Origin of the sequence: Arthrobacter sp. TWP1-1, from assembly GCF_049897845.1 — a bacterium.
GTDB lineage: Bacteria > Actinomycetota > Actinomycetes > Actinomycetales > Micrococcaceae > Specibacter.
The window spans coordinates 180,118-197,512 of the sequence record NZ_JAFCXC010000001.1 but is presented as its reverse complement, the minus strand read 5'-3'; the positions used below and the strand labels follow the sequence as shown (position 1 = coordinate 197,512).

The 17,395-nt window shown below is 60.5% G+C and carries 16 protein-coding genes; 9 read left to right on the top strand and 7 right to left on the bottom strand.

What is annotated here, in order from left to right:
* Positions 1-152: 152 nt before the first annotated feature.
* Together ACP7B9_RS00985 and ACP7B9_RS00980 are read right to left on the bottom strand one after the other, a co-directional pair.
* The gene (locus tag ACP7B9_RS00985; protein ID WP_425859945.1) at positions 153-809 is read right to left on the bottom strand and encodes a LuxR C-terminal-related transcriptional regulator; all 657 of its coding nucleotides are present in this window, start codon (positions 807-809) and stop codon (positions 153-155) included.
* Positions 806-2,086, bottom strand: coding sequence for a PspC domain-containing protein (locus ACP7B9_RS00980; RefSeq protein WP_425859944.1), 1,281 nt, complete (start codon positions 2,084-2,086; stop codon positions 806-808). The genes ACP7B9_RS00985 and ACP7B9_RS00980 overlap by 4 nt, the downstream gene beginning before the upstream one ends.
* A 114-nt stretch (positions 2,087-2,200) precedes the next feature.
* On the opposite strand from ACP7B9_RS00980, the gene ACP7B9_RS00975 reads away from it, so the two are divergent.
* The 4 genes from ACP7B9_RS00975 to ACP7B9_RS00960 all read left to right on the top strand — a co-directional run bounded on the left by ACP7B9_RS00975 (position 2,201) and on the right by ACP7B9_RS00960 (position 5,790).
* Entirely contained in the window at positions 2,201-3,541 is a 1,341-nt protein-coding gene (locus tag ACP7B9_RS00975) for a PspC domain-containing protein (protein WP_425859943.1), read from the top strand.
* Between the two features lie 59 nt (positions 3,542-3,600).
* The gene (locus ACP7B9_RS00970) at positions 3,601-3,849 is read left to right on the top strand and encodes a hypothetical protein (protein ID WP_425859941.1); all 249 of its coding nucleotides are present in this window, start codon (positions 3,601-3,603) and stop codon (positions 3,847-3,849) included.
* Positions 3,850-3,975: 126 nt separating this feature from the next.
* On the top strand, positions 3,976-5,001 hold the full coding sequence (locus tag ACP7B9_RS00965; protein ID WP_425859939.1) for a 6-phosphofructokinase: 1,026 nt from the start codon (positions 3,976-3,978) through the stop codon (positions 4,999-5,001).
* 57 nt (positions 5,002-5,058) lie between these two features.
* The gene (locus ACP7B9_RS00960; RefSeq protein ID WP_425859937.1) at positions 5,059-5,790 is read left to right on the top strand and encodes a GNAT family N-acetyltransferase; all 732 of its coding nucleotides are present in this window, start codon (positions 5,059-5,061) and stop codon (positions 5,788-5,790) included.
* On the opposite strand, the gene ACP7B9_RS00955 is transcribed toward ACP7B9_RS00960, so the two are convergent.
* The 5 genes from ACP7B9_RS00955 to ACP7B9_RS00935 form a co-directional block, all read right to left on the bottom strand.
* Positions 5,729-7,234, bottom strand: coding sequence for an MFS transporter (locus ACP7B9_RS00955; protein ID WP_425859935.1), 1,506 nt, complete (start codon positions 7,232-7,234; stop codon positions 5,729-5,731). The genes ACP7B9_RS00960 and ACP7B9_RS00955 overlap by 62 nt on opposite strands.
* A gap of 40 nt (positions 7,235-7,274) precedes the next feature.
* Entirely contained in the window at positions 7,275-7,838 is a 564-nt protein-coding gene (locus ACP7B9_RS00950; protein ID WP_425859933.1) for a PadR family transcriptional regulator, read from the bottom strand.
* Positions 7,839-7,926: 88 nt separating this feature from the next.
* Positions 7,927-9,024: a YgfZ/GcvT domain-containing protein gene (locus ACP7B9_RS00945; protein WP_425859931.1), complete on the bottom strand. Its 1,098-nt coding sequence runs from the start codon at positions 9,022-9,024 to the stop codon at positions 7,927-7,929.
* Between the two features lie 151 nt (positions 9,025-9,175).
* Complete coding sequence (locus ACP7B9_RS00940; RefSeq protein ID WP_425859930.1) at positions 9,176-9,778, bottom strand: FABP family protein; 603 nt, start codon at positions 9,776-9,778, stop codon at positions 9,176-9,178.
* 183 nt (positions 9,779-9,961) lie between these two features.
* A complete protein-coding gene (locus ACP7B9_RS00935) occupies positions 9,962-10,696 on the bottom strand; it encodes a permease (RefSeq protein WP_425859928.1) in 735 nt (244 codons plus the stop codon).
* A gap of 145 nt (positions 10,697-10,841) precedes the next feature.
* Between ACP7B9_RS00935 and ACP7B9_RS00930 the strand changes: the two genes are divergently transcribed.
* From ACP7B9_RS00930 to ACP7B9_RS00910, 5 genes are all read left to right on the top strand, one after another.
* On the top strand, positions 10,842-11,540 hold the full coding sequence (locus ACP7B9_RS00930) for a winged helix-turn-helix transcriptional regulator (protein WP_425859926.1): 699 nt from the start codon (positions 10,842-10,844) through the stop codon (positions 11,538-11,540).
* 323 nt (positions 11,541-11,863) lie between these two features.
* On the top strand, positions 11,864-12,847 hold the full coding sequence (mshD, locus tag ACP7B9_RS00925) for a mycothiol synthase (RefSeq protein WP_425859924.1): 984 nt from the start codon (positions 11,864-11,866) through the stop codon (positions 12,845-12,847).
* A gap of 73 nt (positions 12,848-12,920) precedes the next feature.
* On the top strand, positions 12,921-15,164 hold the full coding sequence (locus ACP7B9_RS00920) for an RNA degradosome polyphosphate kinase (RefSeq protein ID WP_425859923.1): 2,244 nt from the start codon (positions 12,921-12,923) through the stop codon (positions 15,162-15,164).
* Positions 15,164-16,129: an NUDIX hydrolase gene (locus tag ACP7B9_RS00915; protein ID WP_425859921.1), complete on the top strand. Its 966-nt coding sequence runs from the start codon at positions 15,164-15,166 to the stop codon at positions 16,127-16,129. Before ACP7B9_RS00920 ends, ACP7B9_RS00915 begins: the two co-directional genes overlap by 1 nt.
* A 199-nt stretch (positions 16,130-16,328) precedes the next feature.
* Entirely contained in the window at positions 16,329-17,345 is a 1,017-nt protein-coding gene (locus tag ACP7B9_RS00910; protein WP_425859919.1) for an isopenicillin N synthase family dioxygenase, read from the top strand.
* Positions 17,346-17,395 lie beyond the last annotated feature (50 nt).

Here is a 17,395-nt window from a genome sequence, read left to right as displayed (position 1 = left end):
AGCAAGTCCTGACCTTATGCGCACAACTCGTTTCGGGTTGTGCGCATAAGTGTTTATGCGCAGAACTGGCGGTGGGTTCCGCGCATAATGGCAGTCGAATCACGCTATGCGCAGAACTGACGGCGGGTTCGGCGCATAATGTCACGGATCTCCTAAAGCAGGCGGCGGTCCGCGGCCCAGCGGGTCAGTTCGTGGCGCGAGGACAGCTGCAGCTTGCGAAGCACGGCCGAGACGTGGGTTTCCACGGTCTTGATCGAGATGAACAACGCCTTCGCTACCTCCTTGTAGGAGTAGCCGCGCGCAATCAGGCGCATGACCTCGAGTTCACGTGCGGAAAGCCTGTCCAGCTCATCCTCCACGGCAACCTCGGCCGTGCCGAAGGCATCAAGTACAAAACCGGCAAGCCTGGGCGAAAACACGGCGTCACCGCCTGCAACCCGGCGGACAGCATCTGAAATTTCCGCCCCGGAAATGGATTTCGTGACGTATCCCCGGGCACCGGCCCGGATCACCGAGACCACATCTTCGGCAGAATCAGAGACGCTCAGGGCCAGGAATTTGGTGGTGCCAAGCAGCGCGGCACAGCCGGCAATCACTTCACGCCCACCTTGTCCGCGGCCGCCTGGCAGGTGGACATCGAGCAAGACCACGTCGGGTTGCTGGGTCGTGACCGCCGCGATGGCCTCCTCGACGGTGGCAGCCTCGGCCAGAACAGAAATATCCGGGGAAAGGTCGGCCTTGAGTCCCGACCGGAAGATAGCGTGGTCGTCAACTATCACAACCCTGATGGGCGTTGCCGGCATTGTCATTTAGCTTCCTCTGTTGCTGGTGTTTCGATAGGCAGGTGCAGCCGAACCTCAGTTCCTTCGGCTGAACTAATGATCTCAGCCGTCCCACCGTTGCGCTGCATACGGCCGACGACGGACTCCCGGACTCCCAGCCTGTCCACCGGCACAGTGGTGACATCAAAGCCTGGGCCGCGGTCCTTGACGAACACGTCCACGCCCTTGGGTCCGGCTTCAACGTAAACCGAAACAGTGGTTCCACCGTGCCGCACGCCGTTCATGACGGCCTCCCGAACGGCCTGAATCAGGGCGTTCCCCCGATCCGTCAGCTCGGTATCCCCCACGGCCACAACCTCCACGGCCTGGCCATAGAGATCTTCCGCCTCTGCACACACGGCCTTGACGCGCTCAACAAGGGCCCCGGAACTATGTTCATTGTCTTGGTAAATCCACTCACGCAATTCACGTTCCTGGGCCCGGGCCAACCGCGTAACGTCTGTGGCGGAGTTGGCGTTTTTTTGAATCAAAGCCAGCGTTTGCAGCACCGAATCATGCAGGTGTGCGGCGATTTCGGCCCGTTCGGATTCACGGATGTGCCCAGCCCGTTCGTCTTGAAATTCGCGCCAGAACTTCAAGGCCCACGGGGCCAGAACGAGGGCGACTCCGGCAAGCACGGCCAAGGACGCTACCACCGAGGCCCACATCAGCTGCCACGAGCCGGAGCCCGCAACGATCACAATGACACCGGTGATCACCAACGCGATCCCACCGCCTAGACGAAGCAGGGCCATGGGGGTGTTCATCTTCGCTGCGCTGAGCAGGCCCACCCTGCGCGTATTGTCCAACTGCATCCAGGCCAACACGGCACCAAGGATGATCACCAGCAAGGGAATCAGGTTGCCAAGGTGAAGATTCCCGCCCATCTGCTGGCCAAACACAATGATGGCCGCTATGACAAGGCATCCCCCGATGAGCACATCCTTGAACCCAATCGAGAGTTTCTTGCGTCCGTTCTCTTCCGCCGGTGTTCCCTCAGTGACGGTTCCCAAAGCTGGGCGGAACAACTTGAGCTGCGGATTGCCATCGGCGTCGAGCAAAACACTGCCCTCTGCCGGCTTCTCACCCGCCATAGGTACCAGGAGCCACAACCAGCCATAGAACACCAGCCCAGCTCCGAAGAAGAAGCTGGTGCCAATCAAGATGGCGCGTACGAGTCCCACCTTGATTCCAAGGTGTTCGGCCAGGCCACCGCATACCCCGGCAATAATTCGCTCTTGGGATCGGTACATCTTTGCGCTCATGAATCAATCCAAACACGAGAATGCCCCACCCGCAGTGCTTCCCGGGGGTCCTTCAGGGTTCTTTCAGGGTCACCCCCGATGGCAAGGCATCCGGCCGGGCGACACTATTGAACTATGAACAATTCTCCAGAAACCCCAGATCTTCCAGCCGGCCCCGCGGCGGCTCCGGAACCGGAAACTCCCCTCCCCGAACAGAACAGGCCCGCGAGCGATGCGGATTCGGCTAAATTCTTCCAATGGCTTCGCGGCCTCGGCATCCAGCGCGGAAGCAACCGCTGGATAGGCGGTGTCTGTAGCGGCCTTGCCAACAAGTGGGGCATCGATCCCGTGATTGTGCGCGGCCTTGCCGTAGTCCTGACACTGTTCTTCGGCGTCGGACTTCTCGCCTACGGCGTGGCCTGGGCCCTCCTGCCCGAACCCGACGGACGAATCCATGTTGAGGAAGTGGGCCGTGGTCGCTGGTCAACCGGAATGACGGGCGCGGCCATCCTGACCCTGCTGGGGTTTGTTGGCCCCGGCCAAGGCTTCATCTTTGGCGGTGAGGACGGCTGGTTCCCCTGGCCGCTGTTCTTAATTGGCGGCATTGCGTGGCTCATCTACTGGGCTATCAACAACGGCAAGTCCATAGACGGAACTCGCCCTGCGCAGCAGCCCCGCCCGTACGTCAATGCCCCCGCACCGGACTCCCCCACTTCGTTCTCCCATCCTGCGTTCTCCCCTTCGGCGTTCTCCCCTGCCGGGGGCGGCTACGCTCCCACACAGCCCTTTGCGCCGAATCCACAGATGTATGTCAAGCGCCAACCGGTAAAGACCGCGCCGCGGCTGGGGGCCGCCGCCAGCCTGCTGACGCTGGGCCTGGCCGCAATCGTCGGTGCCGCAGTTCTCCTCATGGACGCAACGTCCGTGATCGACCTTCACGGCTACCAAGCCAGCGTCGCCGCCGCGGCAGCCGCCATCACGGCAGCAATTGCGATCGTGATAGCCGGTTTCATGGGCCGCTCCGCCGGCGGTCTGGGCACCTTTGCCGTCATCGCATTGGTCTTCGCCGGCCTGTTTAGCGTTCCCCCTCACGCCGGACCTCTCACAGCATTCAACGACGTCAGTTGGACCCCCGCCACCAGCACGGCCGCGGAGGCCGGGAGGACCGTGGTGATGGGCAACGGAACGTTTGACCTCACCCAGCTCGGCAGTACCTCATTCCTAGGCGACGACCTTCAAGTTCCCATCAGGGCAGTCGCGGCCAGCGTCACCATTAAGGTACCCGCCAACATCCCCGTAACCATCAAGAGCGAACTTGCCGCGGCATCCCTGACCATCAATGGCAAGGACGACGGCGGTGCACTCGCCGAAGAGTCCACCACCGAGATCAATCCGGATGCCACCGGGAAGGGGATTGTCATAACGCTGGAGGGTGCAGCCAGCAGCATCGACGTCATCACGGTGGACGGGAAGTGACCGCCGTGGACCCGCACCTCGCAACCTCAGAACCAACAACTACCCCCACGGAGCAAATCATGAACAACCCCACAGTCCCGCTGCCGTCGCAGAACCCGGAGGCCACCTCACCGACCAGCCACCCGGCGAGAGTTGGCACCATAGTCTGGGGCGCCGTCGTGCTTGTCCTTGGTATTTTGATCATTGTCATGAACCAGGCAGGGCTGGATTTGGACGCTGGGCAAACGGCCATGTGGCTCCTGCTGGGCGCAGGTGTGGCCATGGTTGCCGGTGGCGCCGTGAAGCTGCTAGGCAAAAAGCAGCCATAGCAGAGGAAGTCCACGGGTTGGGCGTAAAGTTGCCGGGATCACATGAGCGTCTAGAATGTTCTCTATGAGGAGCTCAATGGTGCGCTCAAACCCCATTAGACACACCCTCGAAGGACCTAGATACACATGAAGATTGGAATTCTCACCAGCGGCGGCGACTGCCCGGGCCTGAACGCCGTTATCCGTGGAATCGTTCTCAAAGGCATCAAGAGCTACGGCCACGAATTTGTTGGCTTCCGTGACGGCTGGCGCGGCGTTGTGGAGGGCGATGTTATGGACCTCCCCCGCCAGATGGTTCGCGGTATTTCCAAGCAGGGCGGCACCATCTTGGGCACCTCCCGCACCAACCCCTTCGAGGGAAATGGTGGCCCCGAGGTCATCAAGGCCCACATGGAGCGCCTTGGCGTTGACGCGTTGATCGCCATCGGTGGCGAAGGAACCCTCGCCGCTGCCCGCCGGCTGACGGATGCGGGCCTGAAGATCGTCGGCGTTCCCAAGACCGTTGACAATGATCTTGACGCCACGGATTACACCTTTGGTTTTGATACGGCCGTACAGATCGCCACCGAGGCAATCGACCGCCTGCGCACCACCGGCGAATCGCACCACCGCTGCATGATCGCCGAGGTCATGGGCCGCCACGTTGGCTGGATTGCTTTGCACGCCGGTATGGCCACCGGTGCACACGCCGTCCTGATCCCGGAGCAGAACACGAGCATGGATCAGATCGTTGAGTGGGTCAAGGAAGCCCACGATCGCGGACGTGCGCCGCTGGTGGTGGTTGCTGAGGGCTTTGTCCCCGACCACCAGGACTCGGCACACTCCGAGCGTGGCCTCGACACCTTTGGCCGCCCTCGCCTCGGCGGCATCTCGGAGCAGCTTGCCCCGGAGATCGAGGCCCGGACAGGCATCGAAACCCGTGCCACCATCCTTGGTCACATCCAGCGCGGAGGCGTTCCCTCCAGCTTTGACCGCGTGCTGGCCACCCGTCTTGGCATGGCAGCGGTTGACTCGGTTGTCGAAGAGCGTTGGGGCACCATGGTTTCCCTCAAGGGCACCGAGATCGAGCATGTTCCCTTCGACGCCGCACTGGGTAACCTGAAGACGGTTCCGCAGCACCGCTACGAAGAAGCCGCTATCCTCTTCGGCTAGGCCCACATCGAGGCGCCCCTACAGCAACCTAGCTGTAGGGGCGTTACCGTTTAATCCATGACCTTTGATCTTGCCTCCGCGCCCATCGTGTTCCTGGCCTGGGAACGCGGACTTCAGCTGCCCACAGATTCTCTTCTTGCCGGTGCAGACGGAACCAGAATCACGCACCCAACAGAAACGGAAACACTCACCTTCCTGCGCCTGTGGGACAAGTCTGTGCTGACCGGACCGGCACCGCTACTCAAGGCCGCGGAAAGTTTGGACGACGACGAACTCAGCGACCACGCCACCATGCTGCGTCTCACGCGGGACTTTGGTGGCCGGGGCCTTGGCACAGAGGCCCTCTACTACGCCGATGACCTGGAGCTGCACCAGCCCGAACACACCGTCCATGTGTCCACCGATGAGGCCCCCATTGACGCGCTGGAAGCCCTTTGCCCGCCCGACGACGTCAACGATGTGGGCTTGGCCCGCCTGGCACATAAGTTCACGATCATGACCTCAGGCGAGCCCGACGCCGGACCCCTCGCCTGTAGCGCCTACGGCGAGTACCAAGGGCTGCTGGCGCACTTGGGAACCCTAGTTGCACCAGAGTTCCGGAGGCAGGGAACGGGCCGGTTGGCGACAAGCATCGCAGCCCACGAAGCCCTGGCCGCCGGACTCATTGTGCAATTCCAGGCCGACATCAACAACGCCCCGGCCCATGCCTTGGCAACTGGCTTGGGGCTTAGTGTTGCTGGCCTGCAGACTCGGGTTTCTCTCCAGCCCCATCAAAACCGGCATATATAGCATCTATCGGACGCGGCTTGGCAAACATGATGGCCACGGCTGCGCCCACCAGTACCACCGCTGCTGGCAGCAATATAGACTGCGCCATGGCGGTCGAGAAACCTGCCCGCAGGGCCTCCGGCAACTGGCCTGCGGCATCCTGCATGCCTGACCCTGCGCCTGCAGGCATCTCGGCGGCCAGCCGGGCTGAGATCAAGGCGGCGATGGCCGCGCTACCCAGAACGGCACCAATCTGACGTGTCGTGTTGTAGATGCCAGCACCCGCGCCGGCTTCGCGCGGGGCAAGGTTACGGGTCGCCGTCGTCGAAAGCGGCGCCCAAATGCCCGAACTTGCGATGCCGAGCAGGCCGCTGGGAAGCAGGAAGAGCCAAATGGCAGTGTCCGGGCTCATGAGCGCTGAGGTCCAGGCAAGGGATACAGCCATCAGGATGAAACCGGTGAAAGCTACGTATCGGGGATTGACCACGTCCACCAGCTTGCCGACGAATGGCGCCAAAACACCTGAAGCAAGGGCCATGGGGATCATCATCAGCGCGGACTGCGTTGGGCTCATGCCGCGCACCAACTGGTAGTAGAAGAACAGCGGCAAACTCATGGCCGTGACACTGAATCCCATAGCCGTGATGGCGGTATTGGCAAGGGAGAAATTGCGTACCTTGAACAGATGCAGGGGCACCAATGGCTCGCCCTTGTTGACGGCCTGCCACCAAACGAAGGCGACCAGGAAGACGATCCCGGCGATGATCATGCCCCATACGGTCACGGGCCCCTTAATGGTTCCCCAATCGTAGGTGGCGCCTTCCTGGATACCAAAGACCAGAAGGAACAGCCCGAGGGAGCTCAAGAGGACACCCAGAAGGTCAAACTTGTGCGCATGGGTTTTGAGCTTGGGGACCAGGCGCCAAGCCAAAACAAACGCGATCACGCCAACAGGGACGTTGACAAAGAAGATCCATTCCCAGCCGAGGCCGTCAACCAAGACGCCGCCAAGGATGGGGCCAACCAGCATGGCAACGCCCGCGGTGGCACCCCACAGCCCCATGGCGGGTCCACGCTTATCCGGGGCGAAGATGCGGGTGATGACGGCCATGGTCTGGGGCGTCATCAACGCCGCACCGAGTCCCTGTGCCACACGGGCCACAATCAACATGCCGATGTTGTCGGAGAATCCACACCACAGGGAGGCAAGGGTAAAGACCGTCAGCCCAATGAGGTATAGGTTTTTGGGGCCATACTTGTCGCCAAGACGGCCGGTGACAAGCAACGGTACGGCGTAGGCCAACAGGTACGCGCTGGTGACCCAGATGACCGAGTTAATGTCAGTATTCAGGCCCTCCATGATCTTGGGATTGGCCACCGAGACGATGGTGGAGTCGACAAGAATCATGAAGAATCCCAGTACGAGCGCCCATAACGCGGGCCACGGTTTTTCCACGGTTTCCATGGATTTCCTTAATCTTGAGTCGTGCGTGGGAGCAGTGTATTCACCAAGGCAAAGCACCTGAGGCAATATCGGAGCAAAGTTGGCCGACCCACTTTATTTCTGCATTTAGCAAGGTCTGTTGATAGTCGGCATCGATCAATAATCTCGGCTCAACACCATTGGCCGCGGCCTGTGCGACGCCCGTTTCCAAGGCCGTCACCTGCGCTTGCAGGTGATCCAACCGTTGTTCCATGAGCCCAATAACAGCAGCCGCCGGCAGATTATTCGCCGCGTCGAGAGCTTGTGGGAAGCATGGATATTCATTGACCGGGGTGGACAGTAAATCCTCTACCCGGCTTTTAAGTGCGTCCCTGCCTGCGGGAAGGATTGCGTAGGTGGTGCGTTCGGGCCTATTGCCGTCCCGTTCCGTTCCAAGCGGCTCCACTAAACCGTCAGCTGCCAGCCGGCCGACTGCGTGATAGAGCGTGCCCGGGCGGACTTTTACTATTCGATCTTCGTGGCGCTGCATAAGCACCTGGTACATCTCATATGGATGCATGGGCCGTTCAACGAGCAATCCCAAGGCCGATATGCCCAGTGGTGTCAGCGGCGTATTCCGTGTCATGGCGCAGAAACCCTTCATCTATTCCACGAGAAGTATTCCACGTGGAATAGGCGCGCACAAGAGGATTCTTGGGTGATGTAGACCGCAGTTAGCGCGGAGTGCGCAAGAACCCTGACTGCCTGCCAACCACTTGGCCGGCATCGGTGGCTACGATAATTTCCTGGTTGGCCGGGTACATTTCACCGTTGTCATTGACACTGAGCACCGCGTCCGGGTCCACCGAACGCTTGATCAACGCCAGCGCAATGGGACCCATCTCAAAGTGCTGCGCCACGGAGGTGACGGTGCCAACCACGCGGTCCTCAAATATGACCTCGCTGCCGGGTGCGGGCAGCGTATGCAGGGAACCGTCCAACTGTAGGAACACAAGGCGGCGCGGGGGCCGTCCAAGGTTATGCACTCGAGCTATGGTCTCTTGACCCTTGTAGCATCCCTTGGCCAAATGAACGGCCGTACGGAGCAGGTCCAACTCATGGGGGATGGTTTTCTCATCCGTCTCGGCGCCCCGGCGCGGACGCCAGGCAGCCAGCCGTAGCGCTTCTGCGGCCCACACTCCGGCAAGCGGACGATCTCCGACGACGTCGACCAACGAGGCTGCCGGGACCAGATATTCGCGCCACGGACGTTCAAGACCTGGGTGTTCCGCTTCCGTGACTGCCGCATAGCTGTAGCCTCCGGCACCGACGTGCGGCCACGGATCAACCCACACCAGGAAATCGTTCCACTCCGGAACCTCGGTGACCGAACTAAGCACTGCCCAGTCAGCGGAAACATCAGCAATTTCAACGCGCAACATGAACTTCATGGAGGTGAGCCATGTTGCGAGCGGCTCCGCCTCGGCGGTCTCAACGATCAACCACGTGGTTTCGCCGTCGTCGACAACACGGGCATCGAACTCAATGCGACCCTGAATCGTCAGCAGCAGCAGCTCCGTGCCTACTCCCGTCGGCAGCTGCGTGAGCGCCTGGGAGGACAAGGTGTTGAGCCAGCTCAGCCGATCCTGACCTGTCACTGTGACAATTCCCCGATGGGAAAGATCGACGACGGCGGACCCCGGCTTCCCGAGGTACCCAGCCAGCAGGCGCTGTTCGCGGTTGGGGTCACCATAGTGAGCGGCCACACCCGCATCAAGACCGCCAGCTTGCACGGCACCGGAACGGTTTAACAAGGGACTCAAATAGCTCATAACGGTTCCAACGCCTTCTTCTAGTGACCTATTCCGCGCAATGGAGCTCAATACAGCGCAGTAGAGCCGTGCTGCAGCATTGACCCGTCAGATAAGGCCGCTCTGAATGTTCAGAGCGGCCTTATCTGACGGGTCAACGGACTTATGAAAGTTAGGAGGCAGCCTTGCGAAGGGCAGCGGAGGCGTGGGCGGAGAGGGCCTTGCCATGCGCGGCAACGTCCCAGCGCCAGTAGAGATCGCCGTTGACGAGCCCGAAGATGCGGGTTGCTGCGGTGTATTCCTTGGCTCCGGCTCCGCGCATGACGGCGTCAGTGGAGAGCTGAATCTGGGGGCCCTTGATGGTTCCGTAGTACAGCTCGGAGATGCCTCCGGGGTGAACAATGTTCGCCATGATGTCGAAGCCACCCTCGGCATTGCGCAGGGCTTCGACGTCGTCCGCGGTGCGGAGAGCCGGAACAATATCGGCCGGGACTAGGCCGGGTCCGCCGTCGGAATCATTCAAGGGCCGATCCAGCTGCCAGAAGCCGGTCTCGACAGACAGCGGGCGCAAGACTGTGCCGTGCTCGTCGGTCAACCATGACTCGGCGGTGTACTGCAGGTACGGCAAACCGTTGGAGGCAAAGGTGACCGTCTGGGTGAAGTATTCCGAATCGTCCTCGCCAGCACCAAGTCGCCCGGCACCTGTCCAGGTGCCAAGCAGCCAGGACAGCGGAACAAGTTCCGGGGTCAGGTCAGTGGGTATCTCAATAGGCATGGCAGGTTACTGCTGACCCTTGAAGAGACGCCACACCACCAGTCCGGCAAACCATGCCATGGTCACGCCGGCGACAGCCAGAAGGCAGATGAAGAAAATTTCCAAGGCAAGTACGCTCATGGTGCCATCCTAACAATGTTCTGGCGGTGTTTTTTCACGACTCGACGCCAACTGACGCGGGGCCTAGGGCAGAAGTATTTTTTCCACGAGGTACAGCAGGGAGCCCAACGGCAAAAGCGGGGCGAGTGACGCTGCCACAACACCAATAAACCGCTCCGGTGCACCGGACAGAGTCCGCAGCCGGTGGAAGGCTGCGATCACGGCACCGGCAAGGATTCCGAGAACCATGGCAGGCAGAACGCGGACATCGGAAAAAAGTAGCGCGGCAAGAGGCCCAGCCAATCCCGCCAGGCCAATGGCCAGCGGAGACAAGGCCCGGTCGGGCCATGGCAGCATGCTGGCAAGTAGTGCAACGGCGGCACTAATTCCCACAATGAGGGTCAGGCCAGGTTCGCCCAGATACCTCAGTGATGCCACCCATCCGCAGGCAAGTCCGGCTATGAGTACGCCGGCTCCAGAGCCGAGCGTGGACTCTAACCTGTGCTTTTGACCCGTGCCTCGGATGATCTGAACAACCATGATGGCGCCGAAACCCAAGGCGATGTAGATGGGCGTCCACATCAGGTATTCGGTTCCCGCGGTCAGCCCAACACTGAGAGAGGCACCCGCACCAGCGAGGGCAATGATGGTGCCGAGAGTTTTCTTGGCTGGAATTCCCAAATAATGGGGCCACCCGTAACCAAAGATGACTGAAAGGGCGATGCTTACACCCACCGAGTACCCAAGTCCCAAGTAGTGCCCAGACACCAATAGCGCAAGTGCGGTGATTCCAATAAGTCCGGCTGTAGATGACTTCACACATCAATCCTGCCCTATTCTGCCGGTACACTGTGGAACAACCCTGCGGGCGGGGCGTCTTGATTTCTGGTATTCCTGCCATTGCAGGGTTTGCAGTTGGTTCGTCGCTCAAAGATGCGCGTTTTTAGTACTTTGTAAGGAAGTCATGTCGCAGATCTTAATGCTGACCAACAACCACGGCAGTTCCGTGGATGTTCTGCCTGCCCTGGAACTTTTAAGCCACACCGTCCACATCCTTCCCGCAGTCCCGACCGCCCTGCTTGACGCAAAGCCCTCGGATCTCATCATGGTTGATGCCCGCAAGGATCTGGCCAGCGCCCGTTCCTTGACGCAGTTGTTGCGTGCCACTGGAGTCAATGTTCCTTTGGTGTTGGTCCTGACCGAGGGCGGCATGGCCGCTGTGACCGCATCTTGGGCGGCGGACGACGTCATTCTTGAATCTGCTGGCCCTGCCGAGGTTGAGGCTCGGATCCGCTTGGCGGTCACCCGTGCGGCCAACGCCGATGACGAAACCAATCAAGAAATCCACGCCGCTGGCATCGTCATCGATGAGGACAGCTACACGGCTCGCGTCCACGGCACCGCACTGAACCTTACGTACAAAGAATTCGAACTTCTCAAGTACCTGGCCCAACATCCTGGCCGTGTTTTCACAAGGGCCCAGCTGCTCAATGAGGTCTGGGGCTATGACTACTACGGAGGCACCCGCACCGTGGACGTTCACGTCCGTCGCCTGCGCGCCAAGCTTGGCTCCGAAAATGAGAACCTGATCAGTACCGTGCGCAACGTTGGCTACCGGCTCACCGTTTCTCAATTGAACGACGGCGCGCTCACCGACGCCTAAGAGCGCCGCAAGAACACCTCAAAAAGAACGCCGCAAAAAAGTAGGGCCCGAATCCGTGACGGATTCGGGCCCTACTTGTTGGTGGAGGACATACGGGTCGAACGTATCGAGCACACCCCACTGGTGCATCCCCCTCGTAACAACACCCGCTAAAACTGGGCGATGCTGCTCCCAAACTGTATGTCACCTCCGCACCGACACGCAAATTGACCCCCTGATGCCGCCCTTGATGCTGAGGTTTGCCGAAGTTTGACTTTGTCCTAGACACGATCGATGCCCGCCGAGTCTCGCATTCGCGCATGCACCCCCACTAGGCTGTGCTTATGAGCCCCGCAAAGACTGACAGCTGGCCAGTGACCGTGATCCCCGGCGCACCCGGGCCCGAGCTCCTGCGTGAGATCCAGACGGTGATTGACGCGGCCGAGGACGCCGACGGCAACCCGCCGTTCTCAGAGCAGACACTGGTGGAACTCAAAGCCACCGTGGCCGGACCCCACTCGGTCCTCACACTGCTCACCTACGCACCTGAAGACGCCTCACCTACAGATGGTGAGGACTTGGCCGGCGTGGCCGTTGTGGTGCTGAACGGCAGCGAAGGCGTGCTTGAAATTGCCGTGCACCCCTCCTACCGCAACGAAGGTGTTGGCGCCATCCTCGCCGACAAGCTTGTCGAGGTCAGAGGCCTGCAAGGGATCAAGGCTTGGTCCCACGGCGACCATGAGGCTGCCGCAGATTTGGCGGCCAGCTACGGGTACCGGGCCATCCGCGAACTGTGGCGCATGCGCTTGGCCCGGCAGACGCCGTCGTCCGCTGGCACGAGCACCGACACGGCTGACTACCCAACGCCCGACGGCGTGACGTTGCGCACGTTCATCCCGCACCAAGACGAGGAAGCGTGGCTGGCCGCCAATGCGGCGGCTTTCGCGCACCACCCGGAACAGGGCTCCATGACTTTGGCCGATCTACAGGCCCGCATGGCCGAGGACTGGTTTGATCCGGCAGGGTTCTTCCTCGCCGTTGGCGCCGATGACGAGATCCTGGGCTTCCACTGGACCAAGGTCCACCATGCACGTTCAGGACAGGCGGCTATCGGCGAGGTCTATGTTGTGGGCGTGACCCCGGCTGCGCAGGGACTGGGCTTGGGCAAGGTGTTGACCCGTCAGGGAATCGACCACCTGCATAAAGCGGGGCTGAGCGCCATTATGCTTTACGTTGACGCGGACAATGAAGCTGCTGTGGCGCTGTACCGCAAACTGGGATTCTCCAAGTGGGATTCCGACGTCATGTACGGCCCCATGTCGGCATAATTTGAGCACCTGCGGCTTGCAGGGTTGATACAAATTTTGATGCAAACGCAGTACCAACTATGAGGACTTGCTGATGAAGCGCGATTACAAGGGAACAGCGAACCTGGCGGTGACCAACGGCCGGGAACGATTTAGTGCCGGCGAGGTTCCAGCTTCCCGAGCCACCCAAGACCGAATTGAGATCCCCGAGTTTGAGCCAACGCTCATTCCCGAGGGCGATATCAGCCCAGACCGGTTCCTTGACCGCGAGCTGAGCTGGCTCGCATTCAACTCCCGTGTGCTTGAGCTGGCTGAAGATCCCGATCTGCAGCTGCTGGAACGCGTGAACTTCCTGTCCATCTTCGCCTCCAACCTTGATGAGTTCTTCATGGTGCGCGTAGCCGGCCTCAAGCGCCGCATCGCCGCAGGATTGGCTGTGCCATCGCCAGCTGGCCTGAGCCCGCTGGAGGTTTTGGAGCAGATCAGCGACGCCGCCCACGAGCTGCAATCACGGCACGCCCACGTTTTTGCCAGCCAGATTCGCCCTGCCTTGGCCTACGAGCACATTCACCTGGTGCACTGGGACGAGCTGGATGATCCTTCCAAGGTCCAGTTGTCCAAGATGTTTGCCGAGAAGATGTTCCCGGTGCTGACGCCTCTGGCCGTCGACCCCGCGCACCCCTTCCCTTACATCTCCGGGCTGTCCCTGAACCTTGCCGTTGTGGTGCGCAACCCCGTCAGCGACAAGGAACTCTTTGCCCGCCTGAAGGTCCCGGACCTGCTGCCGCGCCTTGTATCCCTCGACGGCGCCCGCGCCGGCACGGTCCCCGGCAGGGTTGCCCGCTTCATCCCCTTGGAAGAAGTCATTGCCGAACACCTCGACCAGCTGTTCCCTGGCATGGAGATTGTGGAACACCACACCTTCCGGGTAACCCGCAACGAAGACCTCGAGGTTGAAGAGGACGACGCCGAGAACCTTCTGCAAGCGCTGGAGAAGGAACTGTTGCGCCGCAAGTTTGGGCCTCCCGTTCGTCTCGAAGTGGCTACCGACATCAACCCGAGCATCCTTGAGCTGCTGGTGCGTGAACTCGATGTTGAAGAAACCGAAGTATATTTCCTCCCTGCGCCCCTTGACCTGCGCGGATTGTCCATCATCGGCGGCATCGACCGGCCGGATCTGCGTTACCCCAAGCATGTAGCGCACACATCGCGGGACCTGAATGCCTCTGAAACGTCCAAGGCGGCCAACGTCTTTGCGGCCATGCGCCGTCGGGACATTCTGCTGCACCACCCCTACGATGCCTTCTCCACCTCGGTTCAGGCATTCTTGGAGCAGGCCGCTGCCGATCCCAAGGTCCGCGCCATCAAGCAGACCCTCTACCGGACCTCGGGTGACTCACCCATCGTGGACGCACTCGTTGATGCCGCGGAGGCTGGCAAGCAGGTTCTGGCTCTCGTTGAAATCAAGGCCCGCTTTGATGAGCAGGCCAATATCTCCTGGGCGCGCAAGCTTGAGCAGGCCGGAGTGCACGTGGTCTACGGCATTGTGGGCCTGAAGACCCACTGCAAGCTTTCCCTTGTGGTGCGTCAGGAACAGGACGGACTCCGCCGCTACTGCCATATTGGAACAGGCAACTACCACCCGCGCACGGCCAGGTACTACGAGGATCTGGGTCTGCTGACGGCCGACAACCAGGTGGGTGAGGACCTCTCGAAGCTGTTCAACCTGCTCTCCGGGTACGCGCCAAAGACATCCTTTGACAGGCTGCTGGTTGCTCCGCGCTCGGTTCGTTCGGGTTTGATCGAGCGCATTGACGCCGAGATTGCCAATAAGAAGGCCGGGCTGCCTGCCAAGGTTCGCATCAAGGTCAACTCGATGGTGGATGAAGCCATCATTGACTCCCTCTACCGGGCGTCTCAGGCCGGTGTGGACGTCGGCGTGATTGTGCGCGGCATTTGTTCGCTGCGTCCGGGAGTTCCCGGGCTGAGCGAGAACATCACCGTCCGCTCCGTCCTTGGCCGTTTCCTTGAACATTCGCGTGTGTTTACCTTCGCCAATGGCGGAGATCCCATCGTCTACATCGGTTCGGCAGACATGATGCACCGCAACCTTGACCGTAGGGTTGAGGCGCTCGTGAAGCTCTCCAACAAGGACGATATTGCCGATGTGAACGCGTTGCTCACCCGCTATCTTGATCCAGGAACCGCCAGTTGGCATCTGGACAACGAGGGCGAGTGGCAACGCCACCACCAAGACGCCGAGGGAAATCCCTTGCTTGATGTCCAGTCGTGGTTGCTCGCCAACCGTTCACGTCCGCGATCAACACTGCTCCGGTAATGCGCACCACTGAACACCTAGAAGACGAAATCGACGCAGGCTCCACTGCCTCCGTCTACGCTGCTGGCGCCCTGTGCTGGCGGGTCAAGAAGAAGAAGCTGGAAGTTCTGCTGATTCATCGCCAACGCTATGACGATTGGTCATGGCCCAAGGGCAAGTTGGACAAGGGCGAGACGCTGCCCGAATGCGCTGTACGGGAAGTCTTTGAAGAGGTTGGCCTGCCCATCACCTTGGGCATTCCGCTACCCTCCATTCGCTATGCCGTAAAGCCGGGCGTGAAGGAAGTTCACTACTGGGCTTCATCCGCCGATGACATGCCAGCCATCGCGGACGGGAAAGAAGTGGACTCCGTCATTTGGTGCAGCCCCAACAAGGCCCGGGGCCTGCTTTCCAACCCCTCCGATGTGGAACCACTCGATGCACTGGTGGCCGCCTACGAGTCCGAATCCTTGAGCACGTGGCCGCTGTTGATTGTCAGACATGCCAAGGCCAAGCCCCGGGCGGCATGGACCCGCGCCGAAGGTGAACGGCCCCTGGCTGCAACCGGTAAGCGCCAGGCTTTATACCTGCAGCGGTTGCTGATGTCGTGGCATCCAGGGCGGATCTATACGAGCGGTTGGATGCGCTGCATCTCCACAATTTCCCCTTACGCCCAGGCAACGAAGGCCAAGGTGAAGGTGGTGTCCTGGCTGACCGAGGCAGATCACAAGCGTCACCCTGCCAAGGTTGAGGCTGTGGTTGAAAAGCTCCTGACGCGTAACAGCGCAACGGCCCTGTGCACCCATAGGCCGGTGCTGCCCACCGTTCTGGCGACGCTTGCCAAACGGATGCCCCGGGATATGGCTGATTCGCTTCCACTGCACGATCCGCATTTGGCCCCCGGCGAGGTGCTTCTGGTCCACGTGTCACTCGCAGATCCAGGACGGATCGTTGCCCTGGAGCAGCACAAGCCCTTTGAGGATTAGCCATCGACTTCGTTGAGACCTGAGATAGCCGCGGCTATCGACCAATGCCCGGAACATCGCATAGTGCGATGTTCCGGGCATTTTTCATGCACCAACCGTAGTATTTCGACATCTTCTTCGTCATAGAGGACAAAAGCTGCGTAATGTTGGACTGAATAAGGGATTCAGCTTGCCAACGTTACCGCAAAGGATATAAAGCATGCCGTCACTAGATTCACTGCCAGTCCTCGATTTCTCCCGCCTCAGCGCCGGAGCTGAAGAAGCCACCGCATTCCGCAATGAATTGCGCGACGCCATGCACGAGGTCGGCTTCCTCTACTTGGGCGGCCATGGCATTCCGCAGGAGCTAACGGACTCCATGTTGGAAATTTCCCGTCGCTTCTTTGACCTCCCCGACGATCTCAAGCTGGCCGTTGAAAATGTAAACAGCCCGCAGTTCCGCGGATACACCCGTATGGGTGGCGAAATCACCGATGGTGGCGTTGACTGGCGCGAACAGATCGACATCGGCGTAGAGCGCGATACGGTGGCACCCGGCGACGGAGTTCCGGACTACTGGCGCCTTGAAGGACCCAATCTCTGGCCGGAAGGGCTGCCGGAGATGCGCTCCGTTGTTTCCGAGTGGACCGAACGCCTCAGCGCGATCTCCCTCGACCTCCTGCGAGCGCTTGCTGTTTCTCTCGGCGCCCCGGAGAACACCTTTGACGCCGCTTTCGCAGAGCACGCCTTCCCGATGCTGAAGATTGTCCGTTACCCAGGTGAGTCCAACCCTGATCCCGTACAGGGCGTGGGTTCACACCGTGACGGCGGCGTCCTGACTCTCCTGCTTGTTGAACCCGACAAGGGTGGGCTTCAGGTGGAATACCAGGGCAAGTGGATCGACGCCCCTCAGGTACCTGGAACGTTTGTGGTCAATATTGGCGAGATGCTGGAGCTGGCCACGAATGGCTACCTCAAGGCCACCCTGCACCGCGTCATTTCTCCCCTACGAGGGACGGACCGAATCTCCCTGCCGTTCTTCTACAACCCGGCACTGGACGCGACCATGCCCCAGCTTGCGGTCAGCCCGGAGTTTCAGGCCAAAGCCCGCGGCGTTTCTGCCGATCCCGGAAATAGCCCCATCCTGGAAACCTACGGTGACAACGCCCTCCGCTACCGCTTCCGCGCCCACCCGAACGTCGTGGAAGCGCACCACACGGATCTCCTGTCGAAGTAATAGCGCCTGAGTAAACCGAGGGTGCAGATCAAGCGACTTCCAGACCCGGA